This is a genomic window from Gordonia jacobaea (assembly GCF_001186365.1).
GTDB lineage: Bacteria > Actinomycetota > Actinomycetes > Mycobacteriales > Mycobacteriaceae > Gordonia > Gordonia jacobaea.
This window is the reverse complement of the sequence record NZ_LDTZ01000019.1, coordinates 60,832-87,420: the sequence shown is the minus strand read 5'-3', so window position 1 is coordinate 87,420 and position 26,589 is coordinate 60,832. Positions and strand designations below refer to the sequence as shown.

The following is a 26,589-nucleotide window of genomic DNA, read 5'->3' as shown; positions in this document are numbered from 1 at the left end:
TCAGCGTGGTGTGCAGATCACCGCCGGGATGGTGCGCTCGGTCCACGCCTTATAGGTGTCGAAGTCGGCGTACAGCTCCACCAGGCGAGGCCAGAGTCGTTCGCGCTCCCGTTCGTTCGCCGTATGTGCCGTGTATTCGCCTGTCTGCGAACCGATCTGGATCGACACGTCGGGGTTGCTGCGCAGGTTGAGGTACCATGCCGGGTTCGACGGTAATCCGCCCTGCGAGGCGACGACGACGATCGTGTCGCCGTCGCTCAGATAGAGGAGCGGCACGGTGCGCGGTTGGCCGGACTTGCGGCCGATCGTGGTCAGCAGACATACGTCGACGGGGTTGCGCATCGCCGCGCCGACCCGCCATGTGCGGCCGAGCCGACCTCCGCTGCGTTTGTACAGTGCGGTGTTGAGGCGTGAGCCGAGCTTGATCGCTTTCGACACGATCGGTGAATCGAGTTGTGTGGGACGGTTTTCGGCCTTCATGCGCTCTCCCGTGACTCTCAGATGCGCTCGAGGATGGTGCCGGTTGCCAGTGCGCCGCCCGCGCACATGGTGACCAGAGCAGTCTGTGCGTCACGCCGTTCGAGTTCGTGGAGTGCGGTGGTGAGCAACCGCGAACCCGTGCTGCCGACCGGATGTCCGAGGGCGATAGCGCCGCCGTTGACGTTCACCTTGTCCATGTCGGCGCCGTGCACGCGAGCCCAACTGAGTACCACCGACGCGAATGCCTCGTTGATCTCGACGATGTCGATGTCGGACAACGACATTCCCGCCTTGGCCAACACCCGTTCGGTGGCTTGGACCGGGCCGTCGAGGTGGTAGTACGGTTCGGACCCGACGAGGGCGGCGGCCCGCAGTCGTGCTCGTGGGCGGAGTCCGAGCTCGCGCGCTCTGGTCTCGTCCATCAGCAGGACGGCCGCAGCGCCGTCGGAGATCTGCGACGACGTGCCCGCGGTGTGGATGCCGCCGTCGATGACCGGCTTGAGTGCCGCGAGCGATTCGGGTGTGGTGTCGCGAAGGCCCTGATCGCGTGTGACGTCGATGATGTTGCCGGTCACCACGCCCTCTTTGGTGCGCTCAGGGGCCTTGAGGCTCAACACTTCACGGTCGAACCGGTGCTCGTCCCACGCCTGATGTGCGCGTTGCTGGCTGCGCACCCCGAGTTCGTCGACGTCGGCGCGGGTGATCCCGCGGCGTGCTGCGATTCGCTCTGCGGCTTCGAATTGATTGGGCATCTCGACGTTCCAGGAGTCCGCGTGGTACGGGCCGGCGTCGACGCCAACGTTGGCTCCCAGCGGGGTGTGCGTCATCAGCTCGACGCCGCACGCGATGCCGACGTCGATCACGTCCGAGGCGATCAGCCCGGCGATCAGGTTGTTTGCCTGCTGCGCCGAGCCGCACTGGCAGTCGATGGTCGTCGCACCGGTCTGCTCGGGAAGCCCGGCCGACAGCCACGCCTTGCGCGTGATGTTGCCGGCCTGCGCCCCTGCCTGGGTGACACATCCGCCGATGGCCTGCTCGACCAGCGATGCGTCGATACCCGCCTTCTCGATCAAGCCGCGCTGAGTGAGGCCGAGTAGCTCCTCAGCGTGTAGACCGGAGAGCCAGCCCGCCCGCTTGCCGATGGGGGTTCGCACTGCTTCGACGATTACCGGCACACCCATGTCCGTCACCTTTCGGGCTTCTACTTTTCTGCTACTTCTCGGCGCAGCCCTGTTGCGCGCGGACTGCACTGGTACAGATCTACTGCTCTGGCACGAAAGTAGAACATGTTCCTGTTCCTGTCCATTGCGCCGGCAGAAAAGTAGAACGAGTTCCTGTTTTGGTGCGATACTGTGTGTACAGTGAGCGTCAGTGAGACGTGAACACGTTCGCGTCTCGGTTGCAAACATTGAGAACAGGGTGGTATTTCACGTGATCCAGACCGACGGCGTGGGGGCCGACCAGACGTCATCCTCACCAGCAGCATCATGCCCGTTCATGCATCAGGAGGGGTGGGATTTCACCAGTCCGGACCTGCTCGAGAAGGGCATCCCGGTCGCCGAGTTCGCGGCCCTGCGCAAGACCGCTCCCGTCTGGTGGAATGCCCAGCTCCCGGGTAAGGGTGGCGGTTTCCACGACGGCGGCTACTGGGTCGTCTCCAAGCACGCACACGTTCGCGAGATCTCGAAGAACAACGAGGATTGGGCAACGTCGACCAACGGCGTCATCATGCGGTTCGACGACGAGATGCCTCAAGATCAGCTCGACGTCACCAAGGCGCTGCTGATCAATCACGACCCGCCCGAGCACACCCGCCTGCGCAAGGTGATCTCGAAGGCGTTTACGCCGCGGGCCGTGCAGGCGCTCGAGGAGAAGCTCGACGACGCGGCGCGCACCATCGTGCGCCAGGCGGCCGACCGGGGAACCGGCGACTTCGTCCACGACGTGGCCGTCGACCTCCCGCTGCTGGCGATCGCCGATCTGCTCGGTGTCCCGGAGTCGGATCGCAAGAAGCTGTTCGACTGGTCGAACGGCATGATGAACTACGACGATCCCGAGTTCGCAGGCGTCGATCCGCAGATGGCGTCGGCAGAGATCCTCGGCTATGGCTACAACATGGCGGAGGAGCGTCGAAAGTGTCCCGTCGACGACATCGTCAGCACGCTGGTCAACGCCGATATCGACGGACAGCACCTCGATGAGGCCGAGTTCGGATTCTTCTTCATCCTGCTCACCGTCGCGGGCAACGAGACCACGCGCAACGCGATCAGCCACGGCATGAATGCCTTTCTGGAGCACCCTGACCAGTGGGAGTTGTTCAAGAAGGAACGCCCCGCAACGGCGGTCGACGAGATCGTGCGTTGGGCGACGCCGGTCAACTGCTTCCAGCGCACCGCCAAACGCGACACGCAGGTCGGCGGCGTCGACATCAAGCAGGGGCAGCGCGTCGGATTGTTCTACGGCTCAGCCAATTACGACGAAGACGTGTTCGACGATCCGTTCTCCTTCAACATCCTGCGCGACCCCAACCCGCACGTCGGATTCGGCGGCAATGGAGCGCACTTCTGTGTGGGCGCGAATCTCGCACGCATGGAGATCAACCTGATGTTCAACGCGATCGCCGACCTCGTGCCCGACATCTCGCGGCTGGACGAGCCGCGTCGACTCCGGCACGGCTGGATCAACGGCGTGAAGGAACTCCAGGTCGACTACGGGACTCGGTGACCGATGACCAGTGCAGCCCAACAGGATTCGAGTCAACCCGCATATCTGGGCATCGATAGGGAGAACAATCCCGCAGTGGTGGCGGGCCGTCGATCGCGGGAGGCGGTCGCGGCTCGTGACAAGGAGGCCTGGCTCGACAATTTCGCGGCCGACGCGAAGGTCGAGGACCCGGTCGGGCCGTCGATGTTCGATGAACGAGGGGTCGGATTCCAAGGGCGAGAGCGTATCTCGCAGTTCTGGGATCTGTCGATCGCGACAACCGAGAGTATCGACTTCGTCTTCGACGACGAGATCATCTGCGGCAACGAGGTCGCGTACGTCGGGAAGATCGTGACCCACATCGCGGGCCACGTGTCGGAGGCGCACGGCGTGTTCACCTATCGGGCCGACGACGAGGGCAAGCTGTCGGCGCTGCGCGCGTTCTGGGAGGTCGAGAAGACGATCAACTCGGTCCGGCCGGCCTGACGTCTGGGACTTGGGTCGAAATCCGCACCTCGTCTGTGGCACTTCACCTTCGGCACTGCCGAAGGTGAAGCGTGACAGATGAGGTGCGGATTTTTCATGGAACCGATTCGACGCTGCGTGCGTCACAACTTGCATGGTCCACTTCCATGGCGTCACGGGCGCGGTCAATCGCGCCGAGCTCCTCGCGGCGGGTTACGTCGACCGTGAGATACGGCTGGCGCTCGACGTCGGAACCCTCGTGTCGCTGGCGCCGGGAGTGGTGATTCCGCGCGATCTGCTGGCAGAAGACACTCCCGAGGAGCGGCACCGCCAGCGAGCGCTTGCCGTGATACGACGCGACGCCCGCACGCCGGAGGTGCGGGCTGCCAAACACACTCGCGCGCTGGCACTTTCGTCGGCCGCTGCGGTGCTTGGCCTACCGGTCTGGGGGTTGGATACCTCGCGGGTGTCGATCGCAGACAGTGGACGCACGCCGGGCACGCGCACCACATCGCGTACGAGGTTGATCACCGACACCCGACCACCAGCCCTCGTCGAGGTCGACGGTGTGCTGGTGGTGTCGCCTGCTCGCACCGTCGTCGACATCGCGCGCACCGGAGCGCGGATACCCGCCATCGCGGTGGGCGACGCCGCGCTGCACGCCGGACTCTGCACCGTCGACGATCTGCAGAATGAGCTGGACCTGCTCGCCGGGATGCGGGGGCGTGCCGCGGCGATCCGCGCGGTCGGCCGGTGCGACGGTAGGACGGAGTCGGTGCTCGAGACGCGCAGCCGCGTCGAACTGGTCGACGCGGGCGTCCCGGAGCCGGAGCTGCAGGTGAACATCTATGACGCGCACGGGAACTTCCTCGCGCGCGTCGATCTGTACTGGCGGGATGCGCGGCTGTGCGGCGAGGCCGACGGCAACAAGAAGTACGGCGACGATGCCGACGAGACCCGACGTGCACTACTCGCCGAGAAGTCGCGCGGTGACGGGATCGTCGAGACCGGACACGCCTTGTTGCGGTGGGGCTGGCGCGACATCGACGAGCCTGCTGTCCTGGCGCGCCGGGTGCTGGGCATGCTCGGGCGGCGCGCGGCGTAAGGGTGACTCTCGATGCAGCTCTCGGCACAGCTACCTGATCTGTGTGCAGCCACCTTGGGCGGTGCAGAAGGTAGCTGTGCACAGATGAGGTAGCTGCACGCCCGTTGGTGTGCGGCCCAGCTAGTTCGACGGCTTGTCGGCGCCGACGAGCCACATCGAGTAGTACTGCGCCCCGCCGCCGTAGGCGTGCCCGAGGGCTTTGCGGGCGTCGGCCACCTGGTGGTCGCCTGCCTTGCCCATCACCTGGATCGCGGCCTCGGCGAAGCGGATCATGCCCGACGCTCCGATCGGGTTCGACGACAGCACGCCGCCCGACGGGTTGAACGGGATGCGGCCGCCGATCTCGGTCTCGCCGGCCTCGGTGAGCTTCCAGCCCTCGCCCTCGGGGGCGAAGCCGAGGCTCTCGAGCCACATGGGCTCGAACCACGAGAACGGGACGTAGACCTCGGCGACGTCGACCTCGTCGATCGGATTGTCTATGCCCGCGGACTTCCACAGTGCTGCTGCGGCGTCGCGGCTGGCCTGCGGGTTGACGGTGTTGCGGTGCGCGAAGAACAGCGGTTCGGTGCGCATCGCGGTGGCGTGGACCCAGGCGACGGGGCGGCCGTCGGCGACCGCGGTGTCGGAGACCTGCTCGTCGCCGATGACGACCGCGCACGCGCCGTCGGAGGACGGGCATGTCTCGTCGTAGCGGATCGGGTCCCAGAGCATCTGCGACGCCATCACGCTTTCGACGGTGATGTCGGGTTGATGTAGATGGGCCAACGGATTTCGCGCGCCGTTGCGTCGATCCTTGGTGGCGACCATCGCGCCGATGTGCTCGGGCGCGCCCGACTGCCGGATGTACGAGCGCACGTGCGGGGCGAAGAATCCGCCCGCTCCCGCGCCGACCGGCTTGGTGAACGGAACCGGAAGCGACAACGCCCACATGGCATTTGACTCCGACTGCTTCTCCCACGCGATCGCGAGCACACGTTTGTGGACGCCCGCGAACACCAACGAGGCCGCGACGTTGGCCGTCGAGCCGCCGACGGAGCCTGCGGTGTGCACGCGGATCAGTCGTTTGCCAACGGCTCCAAGGGCATCGGCCATGGCCAGCTCGGGCATCATCGAACCCTCGAAGAGATCCGGTGCCTTACCGATGACGATCGCGTCGATCTCGTCGATGCTCACCCCGGCGTCGGCGAGGGCCGCGTCCATTGCCTCACGGCACATACCTGCCATCGTGACGTCGTGCCGCTTGGCGACGTACTTGGTCTGTCCGGTGCCCAGGACCGCCGCACGGTTGTTGTGTGCCATCAGTTGTCGTCTCCCACAATCGAGTCGCCGCTCTTCGAATCACCGCTGTTCGAGTCACCCTGCAGCGTGACCACCATGTTCTGTTGCAGCAGAGGGCCGCTCGTCGCGTGCGCCACCGCGGTCTGCGCATCGCCGGTGAGGATGGAGTGCGCCGCGTAGCCGATACGCTGCAGGCCGCCGCTGAACAACGAATTGCCCGTGAGCAGGCCGCCGGACGGATTGATCCGCACCGAGGCGGGCAGTCCGAGCGCGTTGCGGACGATGATCTCCTGGTGTGTGTACGGGGCGGCGATCTCGGCGACGTCGACGGCGCGGGTGCGATCGCCGAACGCGGTGTCGGCGGCCAGTGTCGTCGACGGCGAGACCGTGAGATCTCGTGCTCCGAAGTTGGCGCTGTCGATCCGGTGGTCCCAGCCGGTGACGAATGCTGGATTGGCGACGAGCTCGCGGGCGCGGCGCTCACTGGCGATGATCACGGCCGCGGCGGCATCGGTGAACGGTGCGATGTCATGTGCACGGAGGGGATTGGCGACGTAATCGGTCGCGAGCAGGTCGTCGGTCGACGCCCCGGTCGTGCGTGCTGCCACTGCGGCCATGTCGGTTTCGGTCCACGTACCGGCGTCGAGGCCTGCGCGGGCCTGCAATCCGGCGAGAGCGCGGTCGCCCGGCCAGAGTGGAGCGACGGTGTAGGGGTCGGTCTGCATCGACAGCGTGCGATTGCTATCTCCCGCAGACGCTTTGCCGAAGCCGTAGGCAAGGGCGAGGTCGACCTCGCCGCTCGCGATCTTCACCCACGCCTCGTACAGCGCCCACGCGCCGTCCATCTCGACATGGGATTCGTTGATCGGCGGCATCGCGCCGATCGAGTCGATCGCCGAGATGAACGAGAAGGCCCGTCCGGCAAGATAATCCGACGATCCGCTGCACCAGAACTCGATGTCGGTGCGGGAGATGCCGAGTTCGGCGTAGAGCTTGTCAAAGCAGGGGATCAGCATTTCGACACCGTTGGTGGTGCCGTGTGTGCCGATGACGTTGGGACTGTGGGCGAACCCGACGATCGCGATGCGGGGGAGTGTCACGTGCTTCTCCTAGAGATGGGGATCGCGGGTCAGAGGAACTCGCGGTAGGTGTCGTACTCGGCGTCGGGTTCGCCGGTGGGGCGGAAATGGCTGATCGATCCCATCGACAGCTCGCGCTCGTCGTCGGGAACCCAGACCGCCTGCACCCGCATGCCCATGCGAACCTCGTCGGCGGGAGCGTCGAGGATGAGGTGCAGGAACGGGATGTCGGAGCCGTCGAGCAGCACGTACGCCGCGACGTAGGGGGGCTTGATCCGCTGCCCCTGGAAGGGCACGTTGACGATGCAGAACGTCGTGACGGTTCCGGTGTCGGGGAGTTCGACGTGTTCGACGGCCGGCGCACCGTCGGCGGGACTCACCGAGCGTGGCGGGAAGTAGACGCGTCCGGCGTCGACTCCTGAGCCGATACGCGTCCCGATCAGCTTGCCCGCCTTGAGGCCTTCGAGATAGCGCGATTCCTCTTCGGTCGCGGAGTGAATGATGCTTGTCGTGATCGGTGTGGTGATGATGACGTTTTCGTCGTCGGGGTTCTCGGCGGTGTTCGGCTCGGCCTGCTCAGCGGAGTCGCCGGGTGCGAAGTAGGCGATGTCGTCGATGCGGCCGCTTCGCGCCGCACGCCAGACCGCGTGTACCCGCATTCCTGTTTCGATGTCTGCCGGCCCGCCGACCTTGACCGCGTGCAGCAACGCGGTATCGGCGCCGTCGAGTCGGATCAGCGCCCATGCGAACGGTGCGTCGAACGGCTGGCCGTCGATGTGGTCGGGATTCCACGACCACGTGACGACCGTGCCGACGGAGGCGACGTCGACGATGTCGGTAATCGGTGCGCCCGACGCGGCGTCGTATTCGATCGGCGGTACCGACACGGTTCCGTCGGCCGACCGCGATCCGACGATGTGGCCGTCGCGTAGCCCGAATGCGAACCGGCTCAACACCGGTCCGAGCGAACGCGTGTAGCTGAACGTGTTGCTCAGCTCAGCGGTCAGGATGGCGGTCTCGGGATCGGGCACCACGGCGACGGGGCTGGCGGTCGTCACGGCGGGAGATGTGTCGATGCTGCTCACACTTCGAGTAGAACACGTTCTAGTATTGGGGCACAAGGCCGTGATGACGGTTGTCTTCGTGGTGCCGACGTGGAGAGGTCGAGGTCGTGAAACTTGCGCTGCAACTGGGATATTGGGGAGCGGATCCCATCGTCGACGCCCCGGAGCTCATCGCCGCGGCCGAGGGGTCGGGATTCGACGCCGTGTTCACCGCGGAGTCGTGGGGGTCGGACGCCTACACCCCGCTGGCCTGGTGGGGCGCGGCTACGTCGCGGATACGGCTCGGCACCGCAGTTGCGCAGTTGTCGGCGCGACCGCCCACATCGCTCGCGATGCATGCGCTGACCCTCGACCACCTCTCGGGCGGCAGACACATCATCGGGCTGGGGGTATCGGGACCTCAGGTCGTCGAAGGGTGGTACGGGCAGCCGTTCGGCAAACCACTCGCTCGCACAAGGGAATACGTGCAGATCGTGCGTGACGTTCTGTCGCGCGCCGACCGAGTCCGCAGCGCGGGACCGCATTACCCGCTGCCGTATCCGGCCGACGCGCCAGGCGCGACCGGACTGGGGAAATCGCTCAAGCCGATCACGCATCCGCTACGCGCCGACATACCGATCTGGTTGGGCGCGGAGGGGCCGAAGAACGTCGCCCAGACCGCGGAGATCGCCGACGGCTGGCTCGCGATCTTCTACAGCCTCTCGCTCGCCGATCAGTACGAGTCGTGGCTCGCGGAGGGATTCGCGCGTCCGGGTGCGCGTCGGACGCGCGACGACTTCGAGGTCGCGGCAACCGTGCAGGTGGTGATCACCGACGACGTCGCCGCCGCTGTCGACGCGTATCGACCCGCCACCGCGCTGTACGTGGGCGGGATGGGCGCCAAGGAGAAGAACTTTCACGCCGAGCTGTACCGCAGGATGGGCTATGGCGAGGTGGTCGATGAGATCGGCAGGTTGTTCCTCGCGGGTCGTAAGGAGGAGGCACTCGCAGCGGTGCCCGACGAGATGGTGCGCGAGACGATGATCGTCGGTACCGCCGACGAGGTGCGCGAGCAGATCAAGCAGTGGGAGTCGGCGGGTGTCTCGATGCTGATGGTGACCACGCGCGACGCCGCCACGATCCGCGAGCTCGCGACGCTGGTGTGAGCGGCCGTCAGCCGACCGGCTGTTCCGACAACCGGGCGGGCACTCTGCGTGGTGTCAGCGAGACGTAGAAGTCTTTGGGCACCATGGTGAGTCGCTCGTCGACGCGAAGTTCATAGTCGGGATCGGGTGCGACGTCGTATCGATGGAGCAGGCTCGCGAGGACGAGTACCGACTCGTGGAGCGCGAATTGTCTTCCGATGCAAGCGCGTACGCCGTTGCCGAACGGTTTGTAGGTGTGCGCCGGACGCTTCTTGATGTTCTCGGGGAGGAAGCGGTCCGGGTCATAGGAATCGGGATCGTCCCAGACCGCGGGATCGCGGTGGACCTGGGCGAGGATGATGACCGCCCAGTCTTCCGGTGCCATGCGGTACCGCCCGCCGAGCATCGTCGTCGATCGTGGGCTGCGTGCGAATGCGGGCACCGTCGGCCAGATACGTAATGCCTCGTCGAGTGCGCGCCTGATGTAGCGCAGGCGTGGCACCTGCTCGAAGGTCGGCATCGCCGTCGGATCGTCGCCGAGCGCGTCGTCGGCCTCGCGTTGCGCCTGTTCCAGACATTCTGGGTGCTGCGACAGGTAGTACAGCGCGAACGACAAAGCGCCCGAAGTTGTTTCGTGTCCCGCGACGAGGAAAGTGAGGATCTGGTGTCGGATGTTCAACGGTGACAGGCGTTCTCCGGTCTCGGGATGTGCGACGTTGAGCATGATCCCGAGCAGGTCGTGCTGGTCGGTGGTGTGTTCGCGTTCGGCGATGAGATCGTCGAGCAGGTCGTCGACGTAGTTCTGTGCCTGCGCGTTGCGGCGGTCGAGCAGGGCGGTGAGGTAGCGTCCGCCGGGCGCGGTGCGCAGCGCTCCCTTGCGTCGACCGGTCTCGAGCGCGCGGATCATGGCACTGACGAACGGGTGCTGCTCTGCGGAGGTGAAGGACCCGAAGTCGTGGCTGAATGCGGTGCGGCTCAACGTTTCCATGGTCAGCTTCGTCATGTCACGCGTGACGTCGACGGTGGTGGTGCCGGCGGGGTCGGTCGGTAGTGCGTCCCAGTAGTCGAACAATTCGTTGGCCGTTTGCAGCATGATCGGGTGATAGGACCGCATGGCCGACTTGGTGAACGCGGGCATCAGAAGGTCATGTGCGAGTTGCCAATTGGACTCGTCGTTGCGGGCGGTGAACAAGCCGTCGCCCGCGTAGTCGCGTAGCGCCTCGATCGCGGGCGGAAGCGCCTTGCAGAACTGCGATTCGTCGCAGAGTTCCGCGGTGAGTTCGGCCGAGGCGATGAAGACGAACTTCTGGCGGAAGACCTGCATCTCGTAGATCGGGCCGAGGTTGGCGCCGAGGGTCAGCATGCTCAGCAACGGATGGCGGGGATCGGCAACGCCGAGATCGCCGATCAGTGGCTTTCGACGCCCGGGACTCGGAAATCGTTGACCTGACCAGTCGTTGTTGATGTGCAGCCGCGCCATGCTCCGACCCTGCCGCCTTCCGGTTGGCCTGTCAACGAGTGGTCACTCCGCGGAGTTAGCGAGTGGTCACTCGCCGGTGAAGACGGGCTTTTCCTTATTGGCGAATGCCCGTGGGCCGACTTTGGCGTCTTTGCTCATGAAGACGCGCACCCCGAGGTCGGCGTCGATCTTGAACGCGTCCTCCTCGTGCATTCCCTCGGTGTCGCGGATGGTCTTGAGGATCGCCTGGACGGCGAGCGGGCCGTTGGCGGCGATGACGTCGGCGATGTCGAGGGCTTTGTCGAGTGCCGAGCCGTCGGGCACGACGTGGCCGATCAGGCCGTACTCCTTGGCTTCGGTTGCGGTGATGTGGCGTCCGGTGAGCAGGATGTCGGCGGCGATCGTGTAGGGGATCTGACGAACGAGCCGGACGGCGCTGCCGCCGAGGGGGAACAGGCCCCATTTGGCTTCGGACACACCGAACTTTGCGCTCTCGCCCGCGACGCGGATGTCGGTGCCCTGCAGGATCTCGGTGCCCCCGGCGATCGCGGGTCCCTCTACGGCTGCGATGAGCGGTTTGGTGAGTCGACGACCCTTGAGGAGTGCGGGCATCCGGGTGAGGTCCCACCCGCCGTCGGCGAATTTGTCGCCCGCGGGCTTGGCGTTCATCGACTTGAGGTCGGCGCCGGCGCAGAAGTATCCGCCTGCACCGGTCAGGATGGCGACACGAATGTCGGGATCGGCGTCGACCTGATCCCAGGCCTCCTCCATGATCGCCATCATCTCCGTCGACAACGCGTTGCGCGCTTCCGGTCGGTTCATGGTGACGATGAGAACGTGTCCGCGCTTCTCGACGAGGCACTCCGGCATCGGTACTCCTTGGTGGCTGGTGATCGGTAGCCGAACAGGCCTTGCCGAAAACAGTAACACGTTCTAATTTTGTCGTCATGGCCTTCCATATCGCTGACCTGATCGAGCACGCCGTGGACCTGATGCCCGACCGGACCGCGCTGGAAACAGACGACCGGTCGATGACGTATGCCGAGCTGGAGCGAGAGGCAAACGCGCTCGCGCACGAACTGATCGCGCTCGGCGTCCGGCCGACCGATTCGGTCGGTCTATACAGCAGGAACACACTCGAGTGCGTCGTCGCGATGCTGGCGATCTTCAAGGTCCGCGCGGTGATGATCAACGTCAACTACCGGTACGTCGCGGCAGAGCTCGAGCACATCGTCACCGACTCCGACATGAAGGTGTTGATCTACGAGCGGCAATACGGTGACCGCGTGCGGAACGTGTTACCGAAAGCGCCTGAACTGGCGCACGTGATCGTCGTCGAAGACGGCAGCGACGAGCCTGCGCCCGACGGCGCGATTCCTTACAAGGATGCCATCGCGAGGGGGAGCGTCGACCGTGACTTCGAGCCGCGGAGCGACGACGACCTGTACATGCTCTACACCGGCGGCACGACGGGGTTCCCGAAGGGCGTCGTCTGGCGCCAGGAGGATATCTGGCGTGTTCTCGGCGGGGGAATCAGCTTCTACACCGGTGAGCGGGTGTCCGACGAGTGGCAGCAGGCTCGCGACGGTGCAGCGGGCGGTCAACTGGTGCGCTTTCCGATCCCGCCGTTCATCCACGGCGGGTCGCAGTGGGCTGTGTTCCAGGAGCTCTTCGTCGGCGGCAAGGCCGTGATCTACCCGGAGTTCGGCGCGCACCGCACTTGGCAGATCATCGAGCGGCACAGGGTCAACGTCGTGATGATCACCGGAGATGCGATGGCGCGTCCGATGGTCGACGCGTTGCGGGCGGGACATCCAGATGGGCGTGTGTACGACACCAGTTCGGTTGTGTCACTTGCTTCGTCGGCGGCGCTCTTCTCCGCGAGTGTCAAAGATGAGTACCTCGAGCTGTTGCCGAACCTGCTCGTGATCGACGCGATCGGGTCGTCGGAAACGGGCTTCAGCGGAATGTCGGCGGCGCAGAAGGGGCAGTCGCACACCGGTGCTCCGCGGGTGACCGCGGACAAGGCCGCCGTGGTGCTGCGTGAGGACGGAACGCCCGTCGAGCCCGGCTCGGGCGAGGTGGGAATCCTGGCTCGGTCCGGCAATATTCCGCTGCGCTACTACAACGACCCGGCCAAGACCGAACGAACCTTCAAGGAGCTCAACGGGATTCGCTACTCGATTCCTGGTGATCTGGCTACCGTCGAAGCCGACGGATCGATCACGATGATGGGTCGTGGATCGCAGTCGATCAACACCGGTGGCGAGAAGGTCTTTCCCGAAGAGGTCGAAGCGGCGCTCAAGGCGCATCCGGATGTGTTCGACACCGTCGTCGTCGGCGTTCCCGACCAACGGTACGGCGAGCGCGTCGCGGCAGTCATCGCTACACGTGACGGTGCGAGGCCGACGCTGGACGACCTGAACACCGTTGTGCGCGAACAGGTTGCGGGATACAAGTGTCCTCGCAGTGTGTGGTATGTCGACGAGATCAAGCGGTCGCCTGCGGGTAAGCCGAATTACCGATGGGGCAGGGAAATCACCGAGACACGACCGGCCGACGCGTCGGTGCAGGCCGTCAGTGGAAGGGCATAAAGATATGGGCGAGAGAGTGATTCGCACGGAACTGACCGAGAGGTTTGGTATCGACTATCCGATCTTCGGCTTCACGCCGAGTCAGGAGGTCGCGGCCGCGATCAGTCGCGCCGGCGGAATGGGTGTTCTCGGATGCGTTCGCTTCAACGAGGCGTCGGAGCTCGACGAGGTGTTGGAGTGGATGCACGAGAACACCGACGGCAAGCCGTTCGGCGTCGACGTCGTGATGCCTGCCAAGATCCCCACGGAGGGAAGCAAGGTCGACCTGGAGTCGATGATTCCGCCCGAGCATCGGGCATTCGTGGAACGTACCCTCGACGACCTCGGTGTGCCGCCGCTGCCGGACGGCAACCGGGTGGATGCCGGGGTGCTCGGCTGGCTGCACTCAGTGGCGCGTTCGCACGTCGACGTCGCGATGGCGCACGCTCGAAAGTACGGACAGATCAAGCTGATCGCGAACGCGCTGGGTTCACCGCCGCCGGATGTGATCGGCGTTGCGCACGATAATGGTGTGCAGGTCGCAGCGCTTGCGGGCGCGAAAGACCATGCGCTGCATCATGTTGAGGCGCGCGTCGACATCGTGATCGCGCAGGGCTATGAGGGTGGCGGGCACACCGGCGAGGTGACGTCGATGGTGCTCTGGCCCGAACTCGTCGACGCCGTCGGCGATCGCGCACCTGTGTTGGCAGCGGGCGGCGTCGGCAGTGGTCGGCAGATGGCGGCGGCGATAGCCCTTGGCGCACAGGGTGTGTGGATGGGCACGTATTGGCTGACCGCTGCCGAGTACCGACTCGGCGCCACCGGCGACGGGCCGTCGACGGTGCAGAAGGCGCTGCTCGCGGCGTCGTCGAGAGACACGGTGCGTCGTCGGATCTACTCGGGCAAGCCGGCCCGGCTGTTGAAGACGAAGTGGACCGACGCCTGGGATGCGCCCGGCGCTCCGGAGCCGCTACCGATGCCGCTGCAGAATCTGCTTGTGGGAGAAGCCCATGCGCGGATTTCGCAGGCGGACGACGCCGGCGTCGTCGCCATGCCCGCGGGCCAGATCGTCGGCCGGCTGAACTCGATCACGCCCGTCGCGGAACTGATCGCCGACCTGGTCAGCGAGTACCAGGAGTCCGCCGCTCGGCTCGGGAAGACGCTGGACTAGTTGGGTCGGGGTTGGGCGCGGGCCGTCGGGGGTGCGGGGCGGCCCTGGGTGCGGGCTGGCGGCCGGGCAGAAAGTAGGGGAAGGATTCTTTCCGTGGGCTTTTGAGGTTTCCCCGCGATGTTTGGCGAGGAGGGGTCGGAGAGTGGGGTAAGGACCTTTCCCCTACTCTCTGCGCGCCCGATGAGCAACGCACTCGATGATGCCGCTCAGCTGACGACGGTCTCACTCGACGATGCCGCTGCGTTGCAGCGCCTCGTAGATTCGGCCGACGAGGCGTCGAGGTGCGGCGAGATCGTTCCAGTTCCACCGCACGACAGCGACGTCGCGGGCGCGGATGGCGTCCTCGCGCAGCTTCTCGTTGTAGATCACTTCTTCGGGAAGTGCACCGCCGCTGGCTGCGGACTGGCGGTGGTACTTGATCCGTCCGTCGAACTCGCCGACGACGCGCAGCCGGCCGGTCGAATCGCGCCAGCCGAAGTCGCATCGGAACGTGGTGCCGTCGGGAAGTGTGATGACGACCTGCAGTTCGGGGTCCGGGAGATGTTCGGCGTCGCAGAAAACGCAGCGGCTGATCGTCTCGCCGATCGATTCTGACTGGTCGGTCGCGAGGGGGAGTGCGGTTCGCAGGACGTTGATTCCGTGGCAGGGGCCGAGCGCGTCGACGATGGGCTGAAGGTCGACGGGTTGCTCGCGTATGCGCCCCTGGTGGAGCCCGCTGTCGAGGGCGCAGACAGCTTGTCGGAAAGTGCCGAGACGCGCGACGTCGCAGACGGTTCGCCCGATCGATGTGACCTGGAATCCGTCGACGGTCACCAGATGGTGGTCGGGGATCGGTGTCTGGTGGATGACGAGTCCTGGCGACGTGCGCCCGGAACGCTGGGACACGAAGTGCACGGCTGAGCGGTCGGGGTCAAGCAGCGGCACGTCGAGCATGACCGCCGCGGACTGATGGCTGAGGAATCGGCGGGAGGTGCCGCTGCGTGCCGCGGCCACGACGGTGTCGCGGTATCTGGTCTCGGTGCGTTCGTGGTCTTCGAGGTCGGCGTACGCGGAAGACGACACGTACGAGCCGTGGCGTAATCGGTCGATCTGTCGATCCTTGAGGGCGCGTCGGATGTCGCGGTCGGTGCCGCCCCCGCCGATTACGCTGCGTCGGTAAATGATTCGGCTGTCTGAGGTTGACCCTTCGGGGTCGGATACGGGGAACGTGGTCACGGACTGATCGTGGCTGAAAGTCGCGGAAGGGAGTGGTCGTCGACGGCGGGCTGTGGATAACTGGGCAGATTCGCAGCGGTGTGGATAAGTCGTCGCGTCGGCGATGGCTTGGGCTGGCGGCCCGGGGGCCACTCGATGGGGGTTTGGGCGCGATCTTTCCCCGGGCTACTGCGCGGTGGGGCGGGCGGTCAGGGGCGGGGCGTGTTGGCCGCGCGGGCACGGGGCGCGATCTTTCCTCGGGGTTCTGGGGTTTCCGCGCGAAGTTTGGCGGGGAGGGGTCGGAGACTAGGGGAAGGAATCCTTCCCCTAGTTTCTGCGCGGTGGGGCGGGCGGCGATCGGGCTTGGTCGGCAGCGGGGTGGGTGGTCAGGCGTACGTGCGGCCGTGGCGGGTCCAGGTTGCAGGTGAGTCGGATTCGCGGAGAGTGCGTTTGAGCGTCTTGAATGTGGCCGTCTCAGGTAGTTCGTCGACGATGCGCACGCGGTGGGGCCACTGTTTGGGGCCGAGGTCGCTCTGGGCGGCGAGGAAGTCGCTGAACTCTGATGGTTCGAGGGTCGGAGCAACCAGGACTGCTTCGATCTCGTCGCCGATCTCGACGGGCACTCCGTACACGGCGGCCTGTTCGATTCGGCGGTGGCGCAGTAGGATTCGCTCGATCGGGCCGGTGCCGAGGTTCTCGCCGTCGACGCGCATCCACTCGCCGAGGCGACCGGCGAAGTGTATGTAGCCCGCATCGTCGACCCAGCCGAGGTCGCCGGTGTGATAGATCCCGCCACGCATGCGCTCCGCAGTCGCTGCGGGGTCGCCGTAGTAGCCGCTGAAAAGTCCTGGGCCAGAGGTGTTCACGATCTCGCCGATTTCACCGGGCGGTGCTGGCTCCCCGGTTTCCGGATCGACTATGGCTGTCGGTGAGCGCAGAGGTCCGAGTGCGTCGTCGGGAGTATCGGGTGTTCGGGTGATGGCGACACCTCCCTCTGTGGAACCGAAACCGTCGACGACGCTGCAGCCGAATCGGGTGGCGAAGCGTCGTCGATCGCGTGCCGACGCCTCGTTGCCGTAGACGATCCGCAGTGGGTTGTCGGCGTCGTCGGGGTCCTGGGGCGTCGCCAGAATGTAGTTGAGTGGCTTGCCGACGTAGTTGGCGTAGGTGATGCCGCAGCGACGAACGTCGGGCAGGAAGGCGCTCGCAGAGAACCTGCGCCGCAACGTGATCGACGCTGCGCCCCCCACCGCGACCGACCAGCCGGCGATGGTGGCGTTGGAGTGGAACATCGGCATCGAGAGGTAGACGTTGTCGGTTGGGCCGATGTCGAAACGTTCGGCGAGCATCGTGCCGCTTGCAGCGAAGGTTCGATGGGTGCAGCGAACCGCCTTCGGCTCGCCGGTGGTACCGGAGGTGAAGATGAGCATCAGTAGATCGTCGTCGGCGCAATCGGGGAACTCGACGAGTGTATCGACATGGGGTGTAAGTAGTTTGGGCCACTCGTCTGAGTCGACGTCGATTGTTCGCGCGCCGACTTCGACGTCGGCGAGGAGGTGGCGGGTGTCGGAGTTGGTGAGTACCAGATCGCAGTCGGCGGTGGCGATGTCGGCGGCGAGGGCGGCGCCGCGTCGAGTGGTGTTGAGTCCGACGACGACGAACTCGCCGAGCGCCGCCGCAGCGATCAGGTAGCTGAACTCCGCGACGTTGCTCATCAGCACGCCGACGTGGGGCGGTCGGCCGTCGGTCAACAGGTCGGTGACAGCGGCTGCGCGCTGCGCGGAGCGTCGCAGATGCTCACTCCACGTGACGAATTCGTCGTCGACGCAGAGTCCGCGGTCGGTGACGTCTGCCAGTTTCGACAGGAGGTCGGTGACGGTCACGACGGTGTGATCGTCATGCAGGCTCGGCCGCGAGCGCGTCGCCGAGCCGTCGGAGCGCCGTGTTGGCAGATCCGAGGGTGAACTCGTTCTGCTTGGCGCGTAGGAAGTATCGATGCGTGGGATGGCTCGTGTCCAAGCCGACGCCGCCGTGGACGTGGACGGCCGTGTGCGCGACTCGATGCCCCGACTCCGCCGCCCAGAACTTTGCGGTGGCGATGGCAGCGGAAACGTCTGCGCTGCCGGTGGTGTCGGGGTCGCTGGACGAACCGGCGTCGGACTGCGCGAGGAGCCACGAGGCCTGAGTGGTCGTCAGCGACAGCGCCGAGACGTCGATGTAGCCATCTGCGAGGCGCTGCGCGACGGCCTGGAAGGAGCCGATCGGCCGCCCGAATTGCTCACGCTCGCGGGCGTAGCGTGCGGTGGCGTCCAGCGCGGCGGCGAGCACACCGGACTGCTCGGCACAGACCGCAAGGGTGAGGCGATCGACGAGGTCGGATACGACCTCGACGCCGTGCAGGACATGGGCGTCGTCGAGTGCGACGTCGGAGAAGTCGACGTGATAGGTCGGGGTGAGTCCGGTTGTGCGGGTTTCGGTGATCGTGATGCCGGTGGCGGAGGCGTCGACGACCGCGACGGCGAGCGAGTCGGCATCGCTGGCCGTGACGAGCAGCAGCCCTGCCGCAGCGGCGTAGCCGACGTTGACCTTGCTGCCGCGCAACACATATCCGTTGTCGGTTTTGGTCAGAGTGGTTGTGGGCGAGAGTGTGTCGTCGCCGAGATCCTCTTCGACGGCGGCGGTCGCGATGAGTGTGCCGTCGGCGAGGCGGGGCAGTAGGTCTTTTGCGAGGGTCGTGGTGGCGTGTCGGGCGAGGATCGGTCCGGCCGCGATGGCGTGCTGCCCGAAGGGGACACGGGCAAGGTGCGTGCCGAGTTGCTCTGCGACGGCGGTGTTCTCGACGGTCGAGAGTTCGCCTGCGGCGTCGCCCGCGAGGGTTTCGGGGAGTTCGAGGGCGAGCAGGCCTGCGGCCGCGAGCTCACGCCAAAGCTGGTCGTCGAGCGGCGCCGAGGAGGTTTCGAGCGCAGCGACGCGTTCGTCGGTGCTGAGCTTGGTCGCGATGTCGGCGGCGAGATCGCGCACCGCCGTTGCGGTCTCGGGGAGAGTGAAGTCCATGGCGGGTGCTCCTCGGTGGGTAGGTGATCTCGACAAGCTCGATCAGCGGGGTTGGGCTCGATCAGCGGGCGGTGATCTCGACAAGCTCGATCAGCGGGGTTGAAGTTCGATCAGCGGGGTGGTGATCTCGACAGGCTCGATCAGCGGGGTTGGGGCTCGGTCGGCGGGTGGTGGGCTCGGTCAGCGGGTGATCTCGACAAGCTCGATCAGCGGGTGGGGCTCGATCAGCGGGATTGAAGCTCGATCATCGGGTGCGGGCTCGATCATCGGACGGAAGCTCGGTCGGCGGGTCGATTAGCGGCGGGCGGGCGGCAGGCCGAGGGCCAGCATGCCGATGATGTCGCGCTGGATTTCGTTGGTGCCGCCGCCGAAGGTGAGGATCAGCGACGTCCGCTGGTAGCGCTCGAGGCGGCCGTGGAGTAGGGCGCCGGGTGAGTCCTGCCTCAGCGTCGCGGCAGGGCCGACGACCTCCATCAGCAAACGGTAAGCCTCAGTGGCGAATTCGGTGCCGAAGACCTTGGTGGCAGAGGCGTCGGCAGGACTCGGTGATCCGCCGGAGGCCGCCGCGGAGGCGATCTTCCAGTTGATCAGCTTCAGGTACTCGACCTTCGCGTGTACCCGCGCGAGGTTGGTGCGCACCCACGGTGCGTCGATGACCCGCTGGCCGTCGCCGGTCTTGTGTTGCTGTGCCCAGGCGACGGTTTCGCGAAGCGCGGTCTGTACGGGGGCGGCGCTGCACAGCGCGACCCGCTCGTGGTTGAGCTGATTGGTCACCAGCGGCCAGCCGCCACCCTCTTCGCCGACTCGCGCGCTCACCGGCACCCGGACGTCGGAGTAGTAGGTGGCCGATGTGTCGACGCCGGACATCGTGTGGACCGGGGTGTAGTCGAAGCCGGCGCTGTCGGTCGGGACGATGAGCATCGAGATGCCCTTGTGTTTCTTCCCGCCGGGCTCGAGGGTCGACGGGTCGGTGCGGCACGCGAGCCAGATGTAGTCGGCGTATGCGACCAGCGACGTCCACATCTTCTGCCCGTTGATCACGTACTCGTCGCCGTCGCGCACGGCGGTCGTGCGTAGAGCCGCGAGATCGGTGCCTGCCTCAGGCTCGGAGTATCCGATCGAGAAGTGCAGTTCGCCCGCCGCGATCTTGGGCAGGAAGAAGGCCTTCTGCTCGTCGGTGCCGTAGTTCATGATCGTCGGCGCAACGGAGTTGATGGTCAGGAACGGGACGGGCGCGCCCGCGATCGCGGCCTCGTCGGTGAAGATCAACTGGTCCATCATCGAACGGTTCTGGCCGCCGAACTCGGTCGGCCAGCCGAGCGCGAGCCAGCCGTCAGAGCCCATCTGCGCCACGACGTCGCGGTACGCGTCGCCCTCGCCGAGTTCGCCGTCACCGCCCGTGAGTGCGGCGCGTCGTTCGTCTGTCATCAGTCCTGCGAAATACGACCGCAGCTCGCGACGAAGATCGGCCTGTTGCTCTGTGTACGCGATGCGCATGTTCGACCCCTGTGCTTTCGGTGGGTACTCGCCAACTTCTGAAACACGTTCTAACCTGTATCCACCCAGCCGTCAACCAGCGGACCTGACAACGAAGAGGGGTACTGATGCGAATCAAGGCGGATTTCGACCTATGTGAGGCCAACGGTGTGTGCGTCGGATTCGCACCCGAGTTCTTCGACCTCGATGACGACGACTACCTGGTGATTCTGTCCGACGAGGTGCCCGACGAGAAGGTCGACGAGGTGCGTCGGGCAGTGGCCGGATGTCCGAAGTCGGCACTGCGGCTCGAGTGAATTCGACGAGTGGTTTCGGGGGTTCTGTTCCGGCGCGCAGGGAGCGCATGTTAGAACAGGTTCTAGTAATCGAAAGGGGTTCGTGATGGTGCAGTCACTTGACGATCGGGTCGCCGTGGTCACCGGCGCCGGTGCGGGTCTCGGCAGGGCCGAGGCGATCGGGCTCGCCACGGCGGGTGCGACGGTGATCGTCAACGACCTCGCGAACGCGCTCGACGCCAGCGACACGATCGAGACCATCACCGGCGCGGGCGGCCGAGCGGTGCCCGTCGCAGGCGACATCTCCGACTCCGGCGTCGCGGCCGAGATCATGCGCGTTGCCACCGAAGACCTCGGCCGACTCGACGTCGTGGTCAGCAACGCGGGCGTCGTCCGCGACAAGATGCTGTTCAACATGACCGACGACGAGTGGGATCTGGTGATCCGGGTCCATCTCCGGGGACACTTCCTGCTCAACCGCAATGCGGGCGCCTACTGGCGCAACGAGTCGAAGAAGGCGGGCGGACCCGTCTACGGGCGCCTGATCAACACCTCGTCGGAAGCCGGTCTGCTGGGCCCCGAGGGGCAGGCGAACTACGCCGCGGCCAAGGCCGGGATCACCGCGCTCACCCTCTCCTCGTCGCGCGCGCTCAAGCGCTACGGCGTGCGTGCGAACGCGATCTGCCCACGCGCGCGGACTGCGATGACCGCCGCGGTATTCGGTGATGCACCCGCCGATGGCGTCGACCCGCTGTCGCCCGAGCACGTCGTGCGGCTCGTGAATTTTCTGGCGTCGCCCGACTCCGACGACGTGACCGGACAGGTCTTCGTCGTCTATGGTCCGCGCGTTACCCTGATGGCCGCGCCGACCGTCGACGAGGTCTTCGAGGCAGAGAGTGGCACCTGGGATTCCGACGATCTCGCGAAGACGCTCACGTCGTATTTTGCCGAGCGCGATCCGTCGAAAACCTTCACGGCGCGTGGGCTGGTCAACTGACCCACTTCTGTGTGTTTTGCGTGCTAGGTTGCTTGGAAACCGGGGAAGAGGAGCAGACGTTTGTCGCGCAGGCTTGACGCGCCGCTGGAACAGGTCGGCGACTTCGTTGCCCTAGGTGTCGATTCATTCCGCGAGCTGTTTCATCGTCCTTTTCAGTGGCGGGAGACGGTCGAGCAATCGTGGGCTATCGCGCGTGTTTCGATGATGCCGACGCTGCTCGTGGCGATCCCCTTCACCGTGCTCGTCAGCTTCACGCTCAACATCCTGCTGCGCGAGATCGGTGCGCAAGACCTGTCGGGAGCAGGCGCAGCGCTCGGCACGATCACGCAGATCGGTCCCATCGTCACGGTGCTCATCGTCGCCGGAGCGGGCGCCACGGCAATCTGCGCCGACCTCGGCGCACGGACGATCCGTGAGGAAATCGACGCGATGGAGGTGCTCGGGATCAACCCGGTGCACCGACTGGTGGTTCCCCGCGTGATCGCCTCGACCGGCGTGGCGCTGTTGCTCAACAGCCTTGTGTGCACGATCGGTATCGGCGGCGGATTCTTGTTCTCGGTCTATCTGCAGGACGTCAATCCGGGTGCGTTCCTCGCCAGCCTCACGCTGCTCACCGGCTTCGGTGAGCTGATGATCTCAATGGTCAAAGCGGCGCTGTTCGGGCTGTTCGCGGGATTGGTCGGCTGCTATCAGGGACTCAACGTCAAGGGTGGGGCCAAGGGCGTCGGCGACGCGGTGAACGAGACCGTCGTCTACTCCTTCATGGCGCTGTTCGTCGTCAACGTCGTGGTGACCGCGGTCGGCGTGAAGGCGACGGCGGGCTGAGAAATGGTCCTTCCTTTCACGACGCGGCTCCAGACCGCCAGAGTCGCGATCAAACGCGCGGGCGACGACTGGAACCAGATCGGCGATCAGGCGCTCTTCTATTGGGACAGCCTGATTGCGATCCCGCGAGCGGTACGCCAGTACAAGAAGGAGACGCTCCGGCTGATCGCGGAGATCTCCATGGGTTCTGGTGCGCTGGCGATGATCGGCGGGACCGTCGTCGTGGTCGGATTCCTGACGTTGTTCACGGGCGGCACCATCGCGGTTCAGGGCTATAGCTCGCTGGCCAACATCGGTGTCGAGGCACTGACGGGATTCTTCTCGGCGTTCATCAACGTCCGCATCGCGGTTCCGGTGATCGCGGGTATCGCGCTTGCCGCGACGATCGGCGCGGGAGCGACAGCACAGTTGGGTGCCATGCGCGTCAGCGAGGAGATCGACGCACTGGAGACCATGGCGATCTCGTCGATTCCGTACCTGGTCAGCACGCGCATCGTGGCGGGCATGATCGCGATCATCCCGCTCTACTCGCTGGCCTCCCTCGCCGCCTTCGTCGCCAGCCGATTCGCAACGGTCGTGCTCTACGGGCAGTCGTCGGGTGTGTACGACCACTACTTCAATACGTTCCTGATCCCGTCGGACATCCTCTGGTCGTTCGTGCAAGCCATCTGTATGGCCATCGCGGTGATGCTGATCCACACCTACTACGGCTACAACGCCGACGGCGGTCCGGTCGGCGTGGGCGTCGCGGTCGGCAACGCGGTGCGCGCGTCGCTGGTGGTTGTCGTCGTCATCACTCTGCTCACCTCGCTCGCCATCTACGGCGCCGACGGCAAGTTCAACCTGGCGGGCTGATCAGATGGCGCGCAGACAAGAGCGGAGCCCGCTGGTCCGCAAAACGGCAGCGGTGATCATGGTGGGTGGTCTCGTCGCGGTTGTCGTCGGTGCCGGCGCACAATTCCTCGGCTGGTTCGCCGACACCCAGCCGGTCACGCTCAACACGCCGCGAGCCGGTCTGGTGATGAGTCCCGACGCCAAGGTGAAACTGCGCGGTGTGCAGGTCGGCAGGGTCGCGACGATCAGGCAGGCCGACGGTCACGCGGTGCTCGACCTCGACATCGACAGCGACAAAATGTCGCAGATCCCCGCGAACGTGACCGCAGACATCAAATCCAACACGGTTTTCGGGGCCAAAGCCGTCAACCTGGTGATCCCGGAGACCGGACCGCAGGGCCACCTCTACGCCGGGCAGGTCATCGCGGCCGACCGCGTCGTCGTCGAACTCAACACCGTTTTCCAACAGTTGGTCAACGTGCTCGCCGACCTCCAGCCCGACAAGCTCAACGCCGTGATGGGCGCCGTCGACACCGCACTGTCGGGACAGGGCAAGCAGATCGGTGCGTCGCTCGACCAATTGTCGGGGTTGCTCGCGAAGACCAACCCTCATCTGCCGGAGCTCAACGAGGCGATCGAACAGGCCGCGGGAGCGACCAATGTGTACGCCGACGCCATGCCGGATCTGATGCGGACCATCGACAACGCGACGTTCCTCGGCAACACGTTGCTCGACAACTCGGCCAACCTCGACGCGCTGCTGATCAACGCGACCGGGATGGCCAATACGATCAACGGCGTGCTCTCGCCGCCCAAGCAGACACTGATCAACACACTGTCGAACCTGAACCCCGTCGCGCGGCTTCTCGGCTACCAGTCGCCGGGACTGACGTGCTTCTTGACGGCGAGCGCGCAGGCAGCTGATCTCGCCAAGCCGATGCTCGGCGGAAAGAACAACAATCTGCTCCTATACGCGGGATTGCAGCCGGGCACCGACCCGTACACGTATCCACAGAGCCTCCCGATTGTCGGCGCCGACGGCCCGCCGACCTGCGATGGAGCCCTGAGTGATCCCACAACCGACGTCAACTCGGGTTTCTACGTGACCGATAACGCTCCGGTGCCCTACCAGCCACGCACCACTGCCAAGGCCTCACGCGAGAAGCTCTTCCAGGTGCTCTTCGGGGAGCCCGCCCGTGGTTGACAATCGCACCCGCGCATTCCGCGCCACCGTCATCAAGCTGGGCGCCTTCGCGACGGTCATGATCTTGGTTTTCGTCGGCCTCGTCGCGGTGTTCAGCAACTATCGACCGGGGTCGTCGTCGGACTACTCCGCCATCTTCGTGAGTGCGTCGGAGATGAAGTCGGGGTCGAAGGTGAAGATCGCCGGTGTGCAGGTCGGGACCGTGGACAAGGTCGCGTTGACGCGGAACAACGACGCCGAGGTGTCGTTCAGCGTCGATGAGAAGTACCGGCTGCCGAAGTCGGTGCGCGCGTTGATCCGCTACGAGAACCTGACCGGCGACCGCTATCTCGACATCGAGCAGGGCGGTGGCGATCCCGACGACACACTGCCCTCGGGTGCGACGATCCCGATCGGGCAGACCGAGCCCGCGATGGACCTCGACAAGTTGCTCGGCGGGTTCAAGCCGCTGTTCCGCACGCTCAATCCCGACGAGGTGAACCAGCTGTCGGCGTCGTTGATCGAGGTCTTCCAGGGCCGAGCCCAGCGGGAGGCGCTCACCAACCTGCTCGCGCAGACGTCGTCGTTCACCGGCGCGCTCGCCGATCGAGACCAGTTGATCGGCGACGTCATCGACAACCTCAACCAGACGCTCGGCATTCTCGACGGGGACAAGAAGGGTCTCGACACGAGCCTCGATCAGATGCAGCAGTTGATCACCGGACTGTCGGCGCAGCGCGGAACCATCGGCAATGCGCTGACGCAGACGGCCGCGGTGACCAACGGACTGTCGGGGTTGCTCGGAGCGACCCGCCCCGACCTCAAGCAGATCGTCGCCGAGACGGGCACGGTGTCGGGCAACCTGCTGAAGTCGGAACCATACCTGCGACAACTCGCGGGACGACTGCCGAACGACTTCAAGAAGCTCTCCAATCTCGGCAGCTACGGCGCATGGCTGCAGATCTACTTCTGTCGAATCCGTTTGCTGCTCAGCGGACCTGACGGCAAGCAGTACTTCTTCACCTCCAACGACGTGATGGGCGATACCACGAAGGCCGGCGGGAGGTGCGCGGCGACATGAGCGAGAAGCGGGCGCTCCTCAACGGGCGCAGCCGAGTTCAGATCGGCCTCATCGGCGTCGTCGTCACCGCGATGGTCGTGATCGTCGCGATGCAGATGGACAAGCTGCCGTATCTGTCGCCGATCAGCAGATACACCGCGTATTTCGACGACGCTGGCGGGCTGGTGAACGGCGACATCGTGACGGTCTCCGGCGTGAAGGTCGGTACGGTCGAGAACATCGCGCTCGCACCGACCGACCAGGGCACGAAGGCCGCGGTCACCTTCCGCATGAACGACACCGTGGTGATGGGTACGGATACGCAGGCAGCGATCAAGACCGAAACAGTGCTCGGCAGAAGGAATCTGACGATCCTGCCACACGGTGGTGGACGTATCCGGCCGGGCGAGTCGATCGCCAACCGGAACACCATCGCACCGTATTCACTCTCCGACGCTCTCGACGAGTCGACCAATTCGCTCGCACAGACCGACACCGATCAGCTCAACAAGGCCCTCGACACCCTGTCGGTGACGTTCTCGTCGACCCCCGACGAAGTACAGGGCGCGGTCGACGGCGTGTCACGGCTGTCCAAGGCGATTGCCGACCGCGACAACAACCTTCGTGCACTGCTGGCCAAGGCCAACGGTGTCACCGACGTCATCGGCGACCGGAGCAAGCAGATCAATCAGCTTCTCGTGGATGCCAATTCGCTCGTCGGCGAACTGCAGTTCCGACGCACCGCCATCGCGCAGCTCATCAGTGGTACCCGTGATGTCGCCGACCAGATATCCGGATTCATCAAGGAGAACAACGAACAACTGCGGCCGGCACTGACGAAACTCGACGGTGTACTCGACATCCTCAACGACAACGAGGAGAACCTCAAACAGACCCTCGACCGGCTGGGGCCGTACGCCAACGCGCTCGGCGAGGCCGTCGCGTCCGGGCCACGGTTCGAATCGCTGGTCGGTGTCAGTACTTTCGGCGATTACACCGCGACGTTCATGAAGATCCTTCAGCAGAAGTATCCCGAGGCATGGAAGGCGTTCGGCTACAGCGGGTTCCCGCTGCTGCCGCAGGCATGGAGCCAAGCGCCGCCCTTCCCGCAGAAGGACACCGCACCGGCTCCGCCGCCGACTTACCCGACCCCGACGGCAGGTGGCTGA

Annotated in this window: 24 protein-coding genes; 13 read left to right on the top strand and 11 right to left on the bottom strand. The window is 65.4% G+C overall.

Annotation, left to right across the window (positions count from 1 at the left end):
- Together ABW18_RS15565 and ABW18_RS15560 are read right to left on the bottom strand one after the other, a co-directional pair.
- On the bottom strand, positions 1–480 hold the full coding sequence (locus ABW18_RS15565; protein WP_049699904.1) for a nitroreductase family deazaflavin-dependent oxidoreductase: 480 nt from the start codon (positions 478–480) through the stop codon (positions 1–3).
- A 17-nt stretch (positions 481–497) separates the two neighbouring features.
- Complete coding sequence (locus ABW18_RS15560; protein WP_049699903.1) at positions 498–1,661, bottom strand: steroid 3-ketoacyl-CoA thiolase; 1,164 nt, start codon at positions 1,659–1,661, stop codon at positions 498–500.
- Positions 1,662–1,911: 250 nt separating this feature from the next.
- On the opposite strand from ABW18_RS15560, the gene ABW18_RS15555 reads away from it, so the two are divergent.
- The 3 genes from ABW18_RS15555 to ABW18_RS15545 all read left to right on the top strand — a co-directional run bounded on the left by ABW18_RS15555 (position 1,912) and on the right by ABW18_RS15545 (position 4,753).
- On the top strand, positions 1,912–3,204 hold the full coding sequence (locus ABW18_RS15555) for a cytochrome P450 (RefSeq protein ID WP_049699902.1): 1,293 nt from the start codon (positions 1,912–1,914) through the stop codon (positions 3,202–3,204).
- Positions 3,205–3,207: 3 nt separating this feature from the next.
- The gene (locus ABW18_RS15550) at positions 3,208–3,669 is read left to right on the top strand and encodes a nuclear transport factor 2 family protein (protein WP_049699901.1); all 462 of its coding nucleotides are present in this window, start codon (positions 3,208–3,210) and stop codon (positions 3,667–3,669) included.
- Positions 3,670–3,802: 133 nt separating this feature from the next.
- Entirely contained in the window at positions 3,803–4,753 is a 951-nt protein-coding gene (locus tag ABW18_RS15545) for a hypothetical protein (protein ID WP_049699900.1), read from the top strand.
- A gap of 120 nt (positions 4,754–4,873) precedes the next feature.
- Here the strand turns inward: ABW18_RS15545 and ABW18_RS15540 are convergent, their stop codons facing one another.
- The 3 genes from ABW18_RS15540 to ABW18_RS15530 are packed head-to-tail and all read right to left on the bottom strand — an operon-like array spanning position 4,874 to position 8,141.
- Positions 4,874–6,052, bottom strand: a complete 1,179-nt coding sequence (locus ABW18_RS15540) for a thiolase domain-containing protein (RefSeq protein WP_049699899.1) — start codon at positions 6,050–6,052, stop codon at positions 4,874–4,876.
- Positions 6,052–7,131 carry a thiolase domain-containing protein gene (locus ABW18_RS15535; protein WP_049699898.1) on the bottom strand — a complete coding sequence of 360 codons (1,080 nt, stop codon included), beginning with the start codon at positions 7,129–7,131 and terminating at the stop codon, positions 6,052–6,054. Before ABW18_RS15535 ends, ABW18_RS15540 begins: the two co-directional genes overlap by 1 nt.
- A 29-nt stretch (positions 7,132–7,160) precedes the next feature.
- Positions 7,161–8,141: a Zn-ribbon domain-containing OB-fold protein gene (locus ABW18_RS15530; protein ID WP_049700085.1), complete on the bottom strand. Its 981-nt coding sequence runs from the start codon at positions 8,139–8,141 to the stop codon at positions 7,161–7,163.
- A gap of 140 nt (positions 8,142–8,281) precedes the next feature.
- Between ABW18_RS15530 and ABW18_RS15525 the strand changes: the two genes are divergently transcribed.
- On the top strand, positions 8,282–9,319 hold the full coding sequence (locus ABW18_RS15525; protein WP_049699897.1) for an LLM class F420-dependent oxidoreductase: 1,038 nt from the start codon (positions 8,282–8,284) through the stop codon (positions 9,317–9,319).
- 7 nt (positions 9,320–9,326) lie between these two features.
- On the opposite strand, the gene ABW18_RS15520 is transcribed toward ABW18_RS15525, so the two are convergent.
- Positions 9,327–10,778, bottom strand: coding sequence for a cytochrome P450 (locus ABW18_RS15520; RefSeq protein WP_049699896.1), 1,452 nt, complete (start codon positions 10,776–10,778; stop codon positions 9,327–9,329).
- Positions 10,779–10,844: 66 nt separating this feature from the next.
- Positions 10,845–11,627: a crotonase/enoyl-CoA hydratase family protein gene (locus ABW18_RS15515; RefSeq protein ID WP_005204741.1), complete on the bottom strand. Its 783-nt coding sequence runs from the start codon at positions 11,625–11,627 to the stop codon at positions 10,845–10,847.
- Between the two features lie 77 nt (positions 11,628–11,704).
- Between ABW18_RS15515 and ABW18_RS15510 the strand changes: the two genes are divergently transcribed.
- Together ABW18_RS15510 and ABW18_RS15505 are read left to right on the top strand one after the other, a co-directional pair.
- A complete protein-coding gene (locus tag ABW18_RS15510; protein WP_049699895.1) occupies positions 11,705–13,351 on the top strand; it encodes an acyl-CoA synthetase in 1,647 nt (548 codons plus the stop codon).
- A 19-nt stretch (positions 13,352–13,370) separates the two neighbouring features.
- On the top strand, positions 13,371–14,501 hold the full coding sequence (locus tag ABW18_RS15505) for an NAD(P)H-dependent flavin oxidoreductase (protein ID WP_049700084.1): 1,131 nt from the start codon (positions 13,371–13,373) through the stop codon (positions 14,499–14,501).
- 222 nt (positions 14,502–14,723) lie between these two features.
- Here the strand turns inward: ABW18_RS15505 and ABW18_RS15500 are convergent, their stop codons facing one another.
- The 4 genes from ABW18_RS15500 to ABW18_RS15485 form a co-directional block, all read right to left on the bottom strand.
- Positions 14,724–15,716, bottom strand: coding sequence for a hypothetical protein (locus ABW18_RS15500; RefSeq protein WP_049699894.1), 993 nt, complete (start codon positions 15,714–15,716; stop codon positions 14,724–14,726).
- Positions 15,717–16,081: 365 nt separating this feature from the next.
- Positions 16,082–17,578: a long-chain-fatty-acid--CoA ligase gene (locus tag ABW18_RS15495; protein WP_049699893.1), complete on the bottom strand. Its 1,497-nt coding sequence runs from the start codon at positions 17,576–17,578 to the stop codon at positions 16,082–16,084.
- 13 nt (positions 17,579–17,591) lie between these two features.
- Positions 17,592–18,749, bottom strand: coding sequence for an acyl-CoA dehydrogenase family protein (locus ABW18_RS15490; protein WP_049699892.1), 1,158 nt, complete (start codon positions 18,747–18,749; stop codon positions 17,592–17,594).
- Positions 18,750–19,043: 294 nt separating this feature from the next.
- Positions 19,044–20,246, bottom strand: a complete 1,203-nt coding sequence (locus ABW18_RS15485; protein ID WP_049699891.1) for an acyl-CoA dehydrogenase family protein — start codon at positions 20,244–20,246, stop codon at positions 19,044–19,046.
- A 107-nt stretch (positions 20,247–20,353) separates the two neighbouring features.
- Between ABW18_RS15485 and ABW18_RS15480 the strand changes: the two genes are divergently transcribed.
- The 7 genes from ABW18_RS15480 (at position 20,354) to ABW18_RS15450 (ending at position 26,589) form a co-directional block, all read left to right on the top strand.
- Positions 20,354–20,542, top strand: a complete 189-nt coding sequence (locus ABW18_RS15480) for a ferredoxin (RefSeq protein WP_005204755.1) — start codon at positions 20,354–20,356, stop codon at positions 20,540–20,542.
- An 85-nt stretch (positions 20,543–20,627) separates the two neighbouring features.
- Complete coding sequence (locus ABW18_RS15475) at positions 20,628–21,518, top strand: 3-oxoacyl-ACP reductase (protein WP_049699890.1); 891 nt, start codon at positions 20,628–20,630, stop codon at positions 21,516–21,518.
- 60 nt (positions 21,519–21,578) lie between these two features.
- Complete coding sequence (locus ABW18_RS15470) at positions 21,579–22,343, top strand: MlaE family ABC transporter permease (RefSeq protein ID WP_005204758.1); 765 nt, start codon at positions 21,579–21,581, stop codon at positions 22,341–22,343.
- Between the two features lie 3 nt (positions 22,344–22,346).
- Positions 22,347–23,198 (top strand): MlaE family ABC transporter permease, encoded by an 852-nt coding sequence (locus tag ABW18_RS15465; RefSeq protein ID WP_005204760.1) that lies wholly within the window; start codon positions 22,347–22,349, stop codon positions 23,196–23,198.
- 4 nt (positions 23,199–23,202) lie between these two features.
- Positions 23,203–24,381 carry an MCE family protein gene (locus tag ABW18_RS15460; protein WP_049699889.1) on the top strand — a complete coding sequence of 393 codons (1,179 nt, stop codon included), beginning with the start codon at positions 23,203–23,205 and terminating at the stop codon, positions 24,379–24,381.
- Positions 24,374–25,441 (top strand): MCE family protein, encoded by a 1,068-nt coding sequence (locus ABW18_RS15455; protein WP_049699888.1) that lies wholly within the window; start codon positions 24,374–24,376, stop codon positions 25,439–25,441. Before ABW18_RS15460 ends, ABW18_RS15455 begins: the two co-directional genes overlap by 8 nt.
- A complete protein-coding gene (locus ABW18_RS15450) occupies positions 25,438–26,589 on the top strand; it encodes an MCE family protein (RefSeq protein WP_049700083.1) in 1,152 nt (383 codons plus the stop codon). The genes ABW18_RS15455 and ABW18_RS15450 overlap by 4 nt, the downstream gene beginning before the upstream one ends.

Excerpts from the sequence above, each read along its gene's own strand:
- ABW18_RS15565 (WP_049699904.1), bottom strand. The coding sequence starts at position 480 with ATGAAGGCCGAAAACCGTCCCACACAACTCGATTCACCGATCGTGTCG.
- ABW18_RS15560 (WP_049699903.1), bottom strand. The coding sequence starts at position 1,661 with ATGGGTGTGCCGGTAATCGTCGAAGCAGTGCGAACCCCCATCGGCAAG.
- ABW18_RS15550 (WP_049699901.1), top strand. The coding sequence starts at position 3,208 with ATGACCAGTGCAGCCCAACAGGATTCGAGTCAACCCGCATATCTGGGC.
- ABW18_RS15545 (WP_049699900.1), top strand. The coding sequence starts at position 3,803 with ATGGTCCACTTCCATGGCGTCACGGGCGCGGTCAATCGCGCCGAGCTC.
- ABW18_RS15540 (WP_049699899.1), bottom strand. The coding sequence starts at position 6,052 with ATGGCACACAACAACCGTGCGGCGGTCCTGGGCACCGGACAGACCAAG.
- ABW18_RS15520 (WP_049699896.1), bottom strand. The coding sequence starts at position 10,778 with ATGGCGCGGCTGCACATCAACAACGACTGGTCAGGTCAACGATTTCCG.
- ABW18_RS15515 (WP_005204741.1), bottom strand. The coding sequence starts at position 11,627 with ATGCCGGAGTGCCTCGTCGAGAAGCGCGGACACGTTCTCATCGTCACC.
- ABW18_RS15510 (WP_049699895.1), top strand. The coding sequence starts at position 11,705 with ATGGCCTTCCATATCGCTGACCTGATCGAGCACGCCGTGGACCTGATG.
- ABW18_RS15490 (WP_049699892.1), bottom strand. The coding sequence starts at position 18,749 with ATGGACTTCACTCTCCCCGAGACCGCAACGGCGGTGCGCGATCTCGCC.
- ABW18_RS15485 (WP_049699891.1), bottom strand. The coding sequence starts at position 20,246 with ATGCGCATCGCGTACACAGAGCAACAGGCCGATCTTCGTCGCGAGCTG.
- ABW18_RS15480 (WP_005204755.1), top strand. The coding sequence starts at position 20,354 with ATGCGAATCAAGGCGGATTTCGACCTATGTGAGGCCAACGGTGTGTGC.
- ABW18_RS15475 (WP_049699890.1), top strand. The coding sequence starts at position 20,628 with ATGGTGCAGTCACTTGACGATCGGGTCGCCGTGGTCACCGGCGCCGGT.
- ABW18_RS15465 (WP_005204760.1), top strand. The coding sequence starts at position 22,347 with ATGGTCCTTCCTTTCACGACGCGGCTCCAGACCGCCAGAGTCGCGATC.
- ABW18_RS15460 (WP_049699889.1), top strand. The coding sequence starts at position 23,203 with ATGGCGCGCAGACAAGAGCGGAGCCCGCTGGTCCGCAAAACGGCAGCG.
- ABW18_RS15450 (WP_049700083.1), top strand. The coding sequence starts at position 25,438 with ATGAGCGAGAAGCGGGCGCTCCTCAACGGGCGCAGCCGAGTTCAGATC.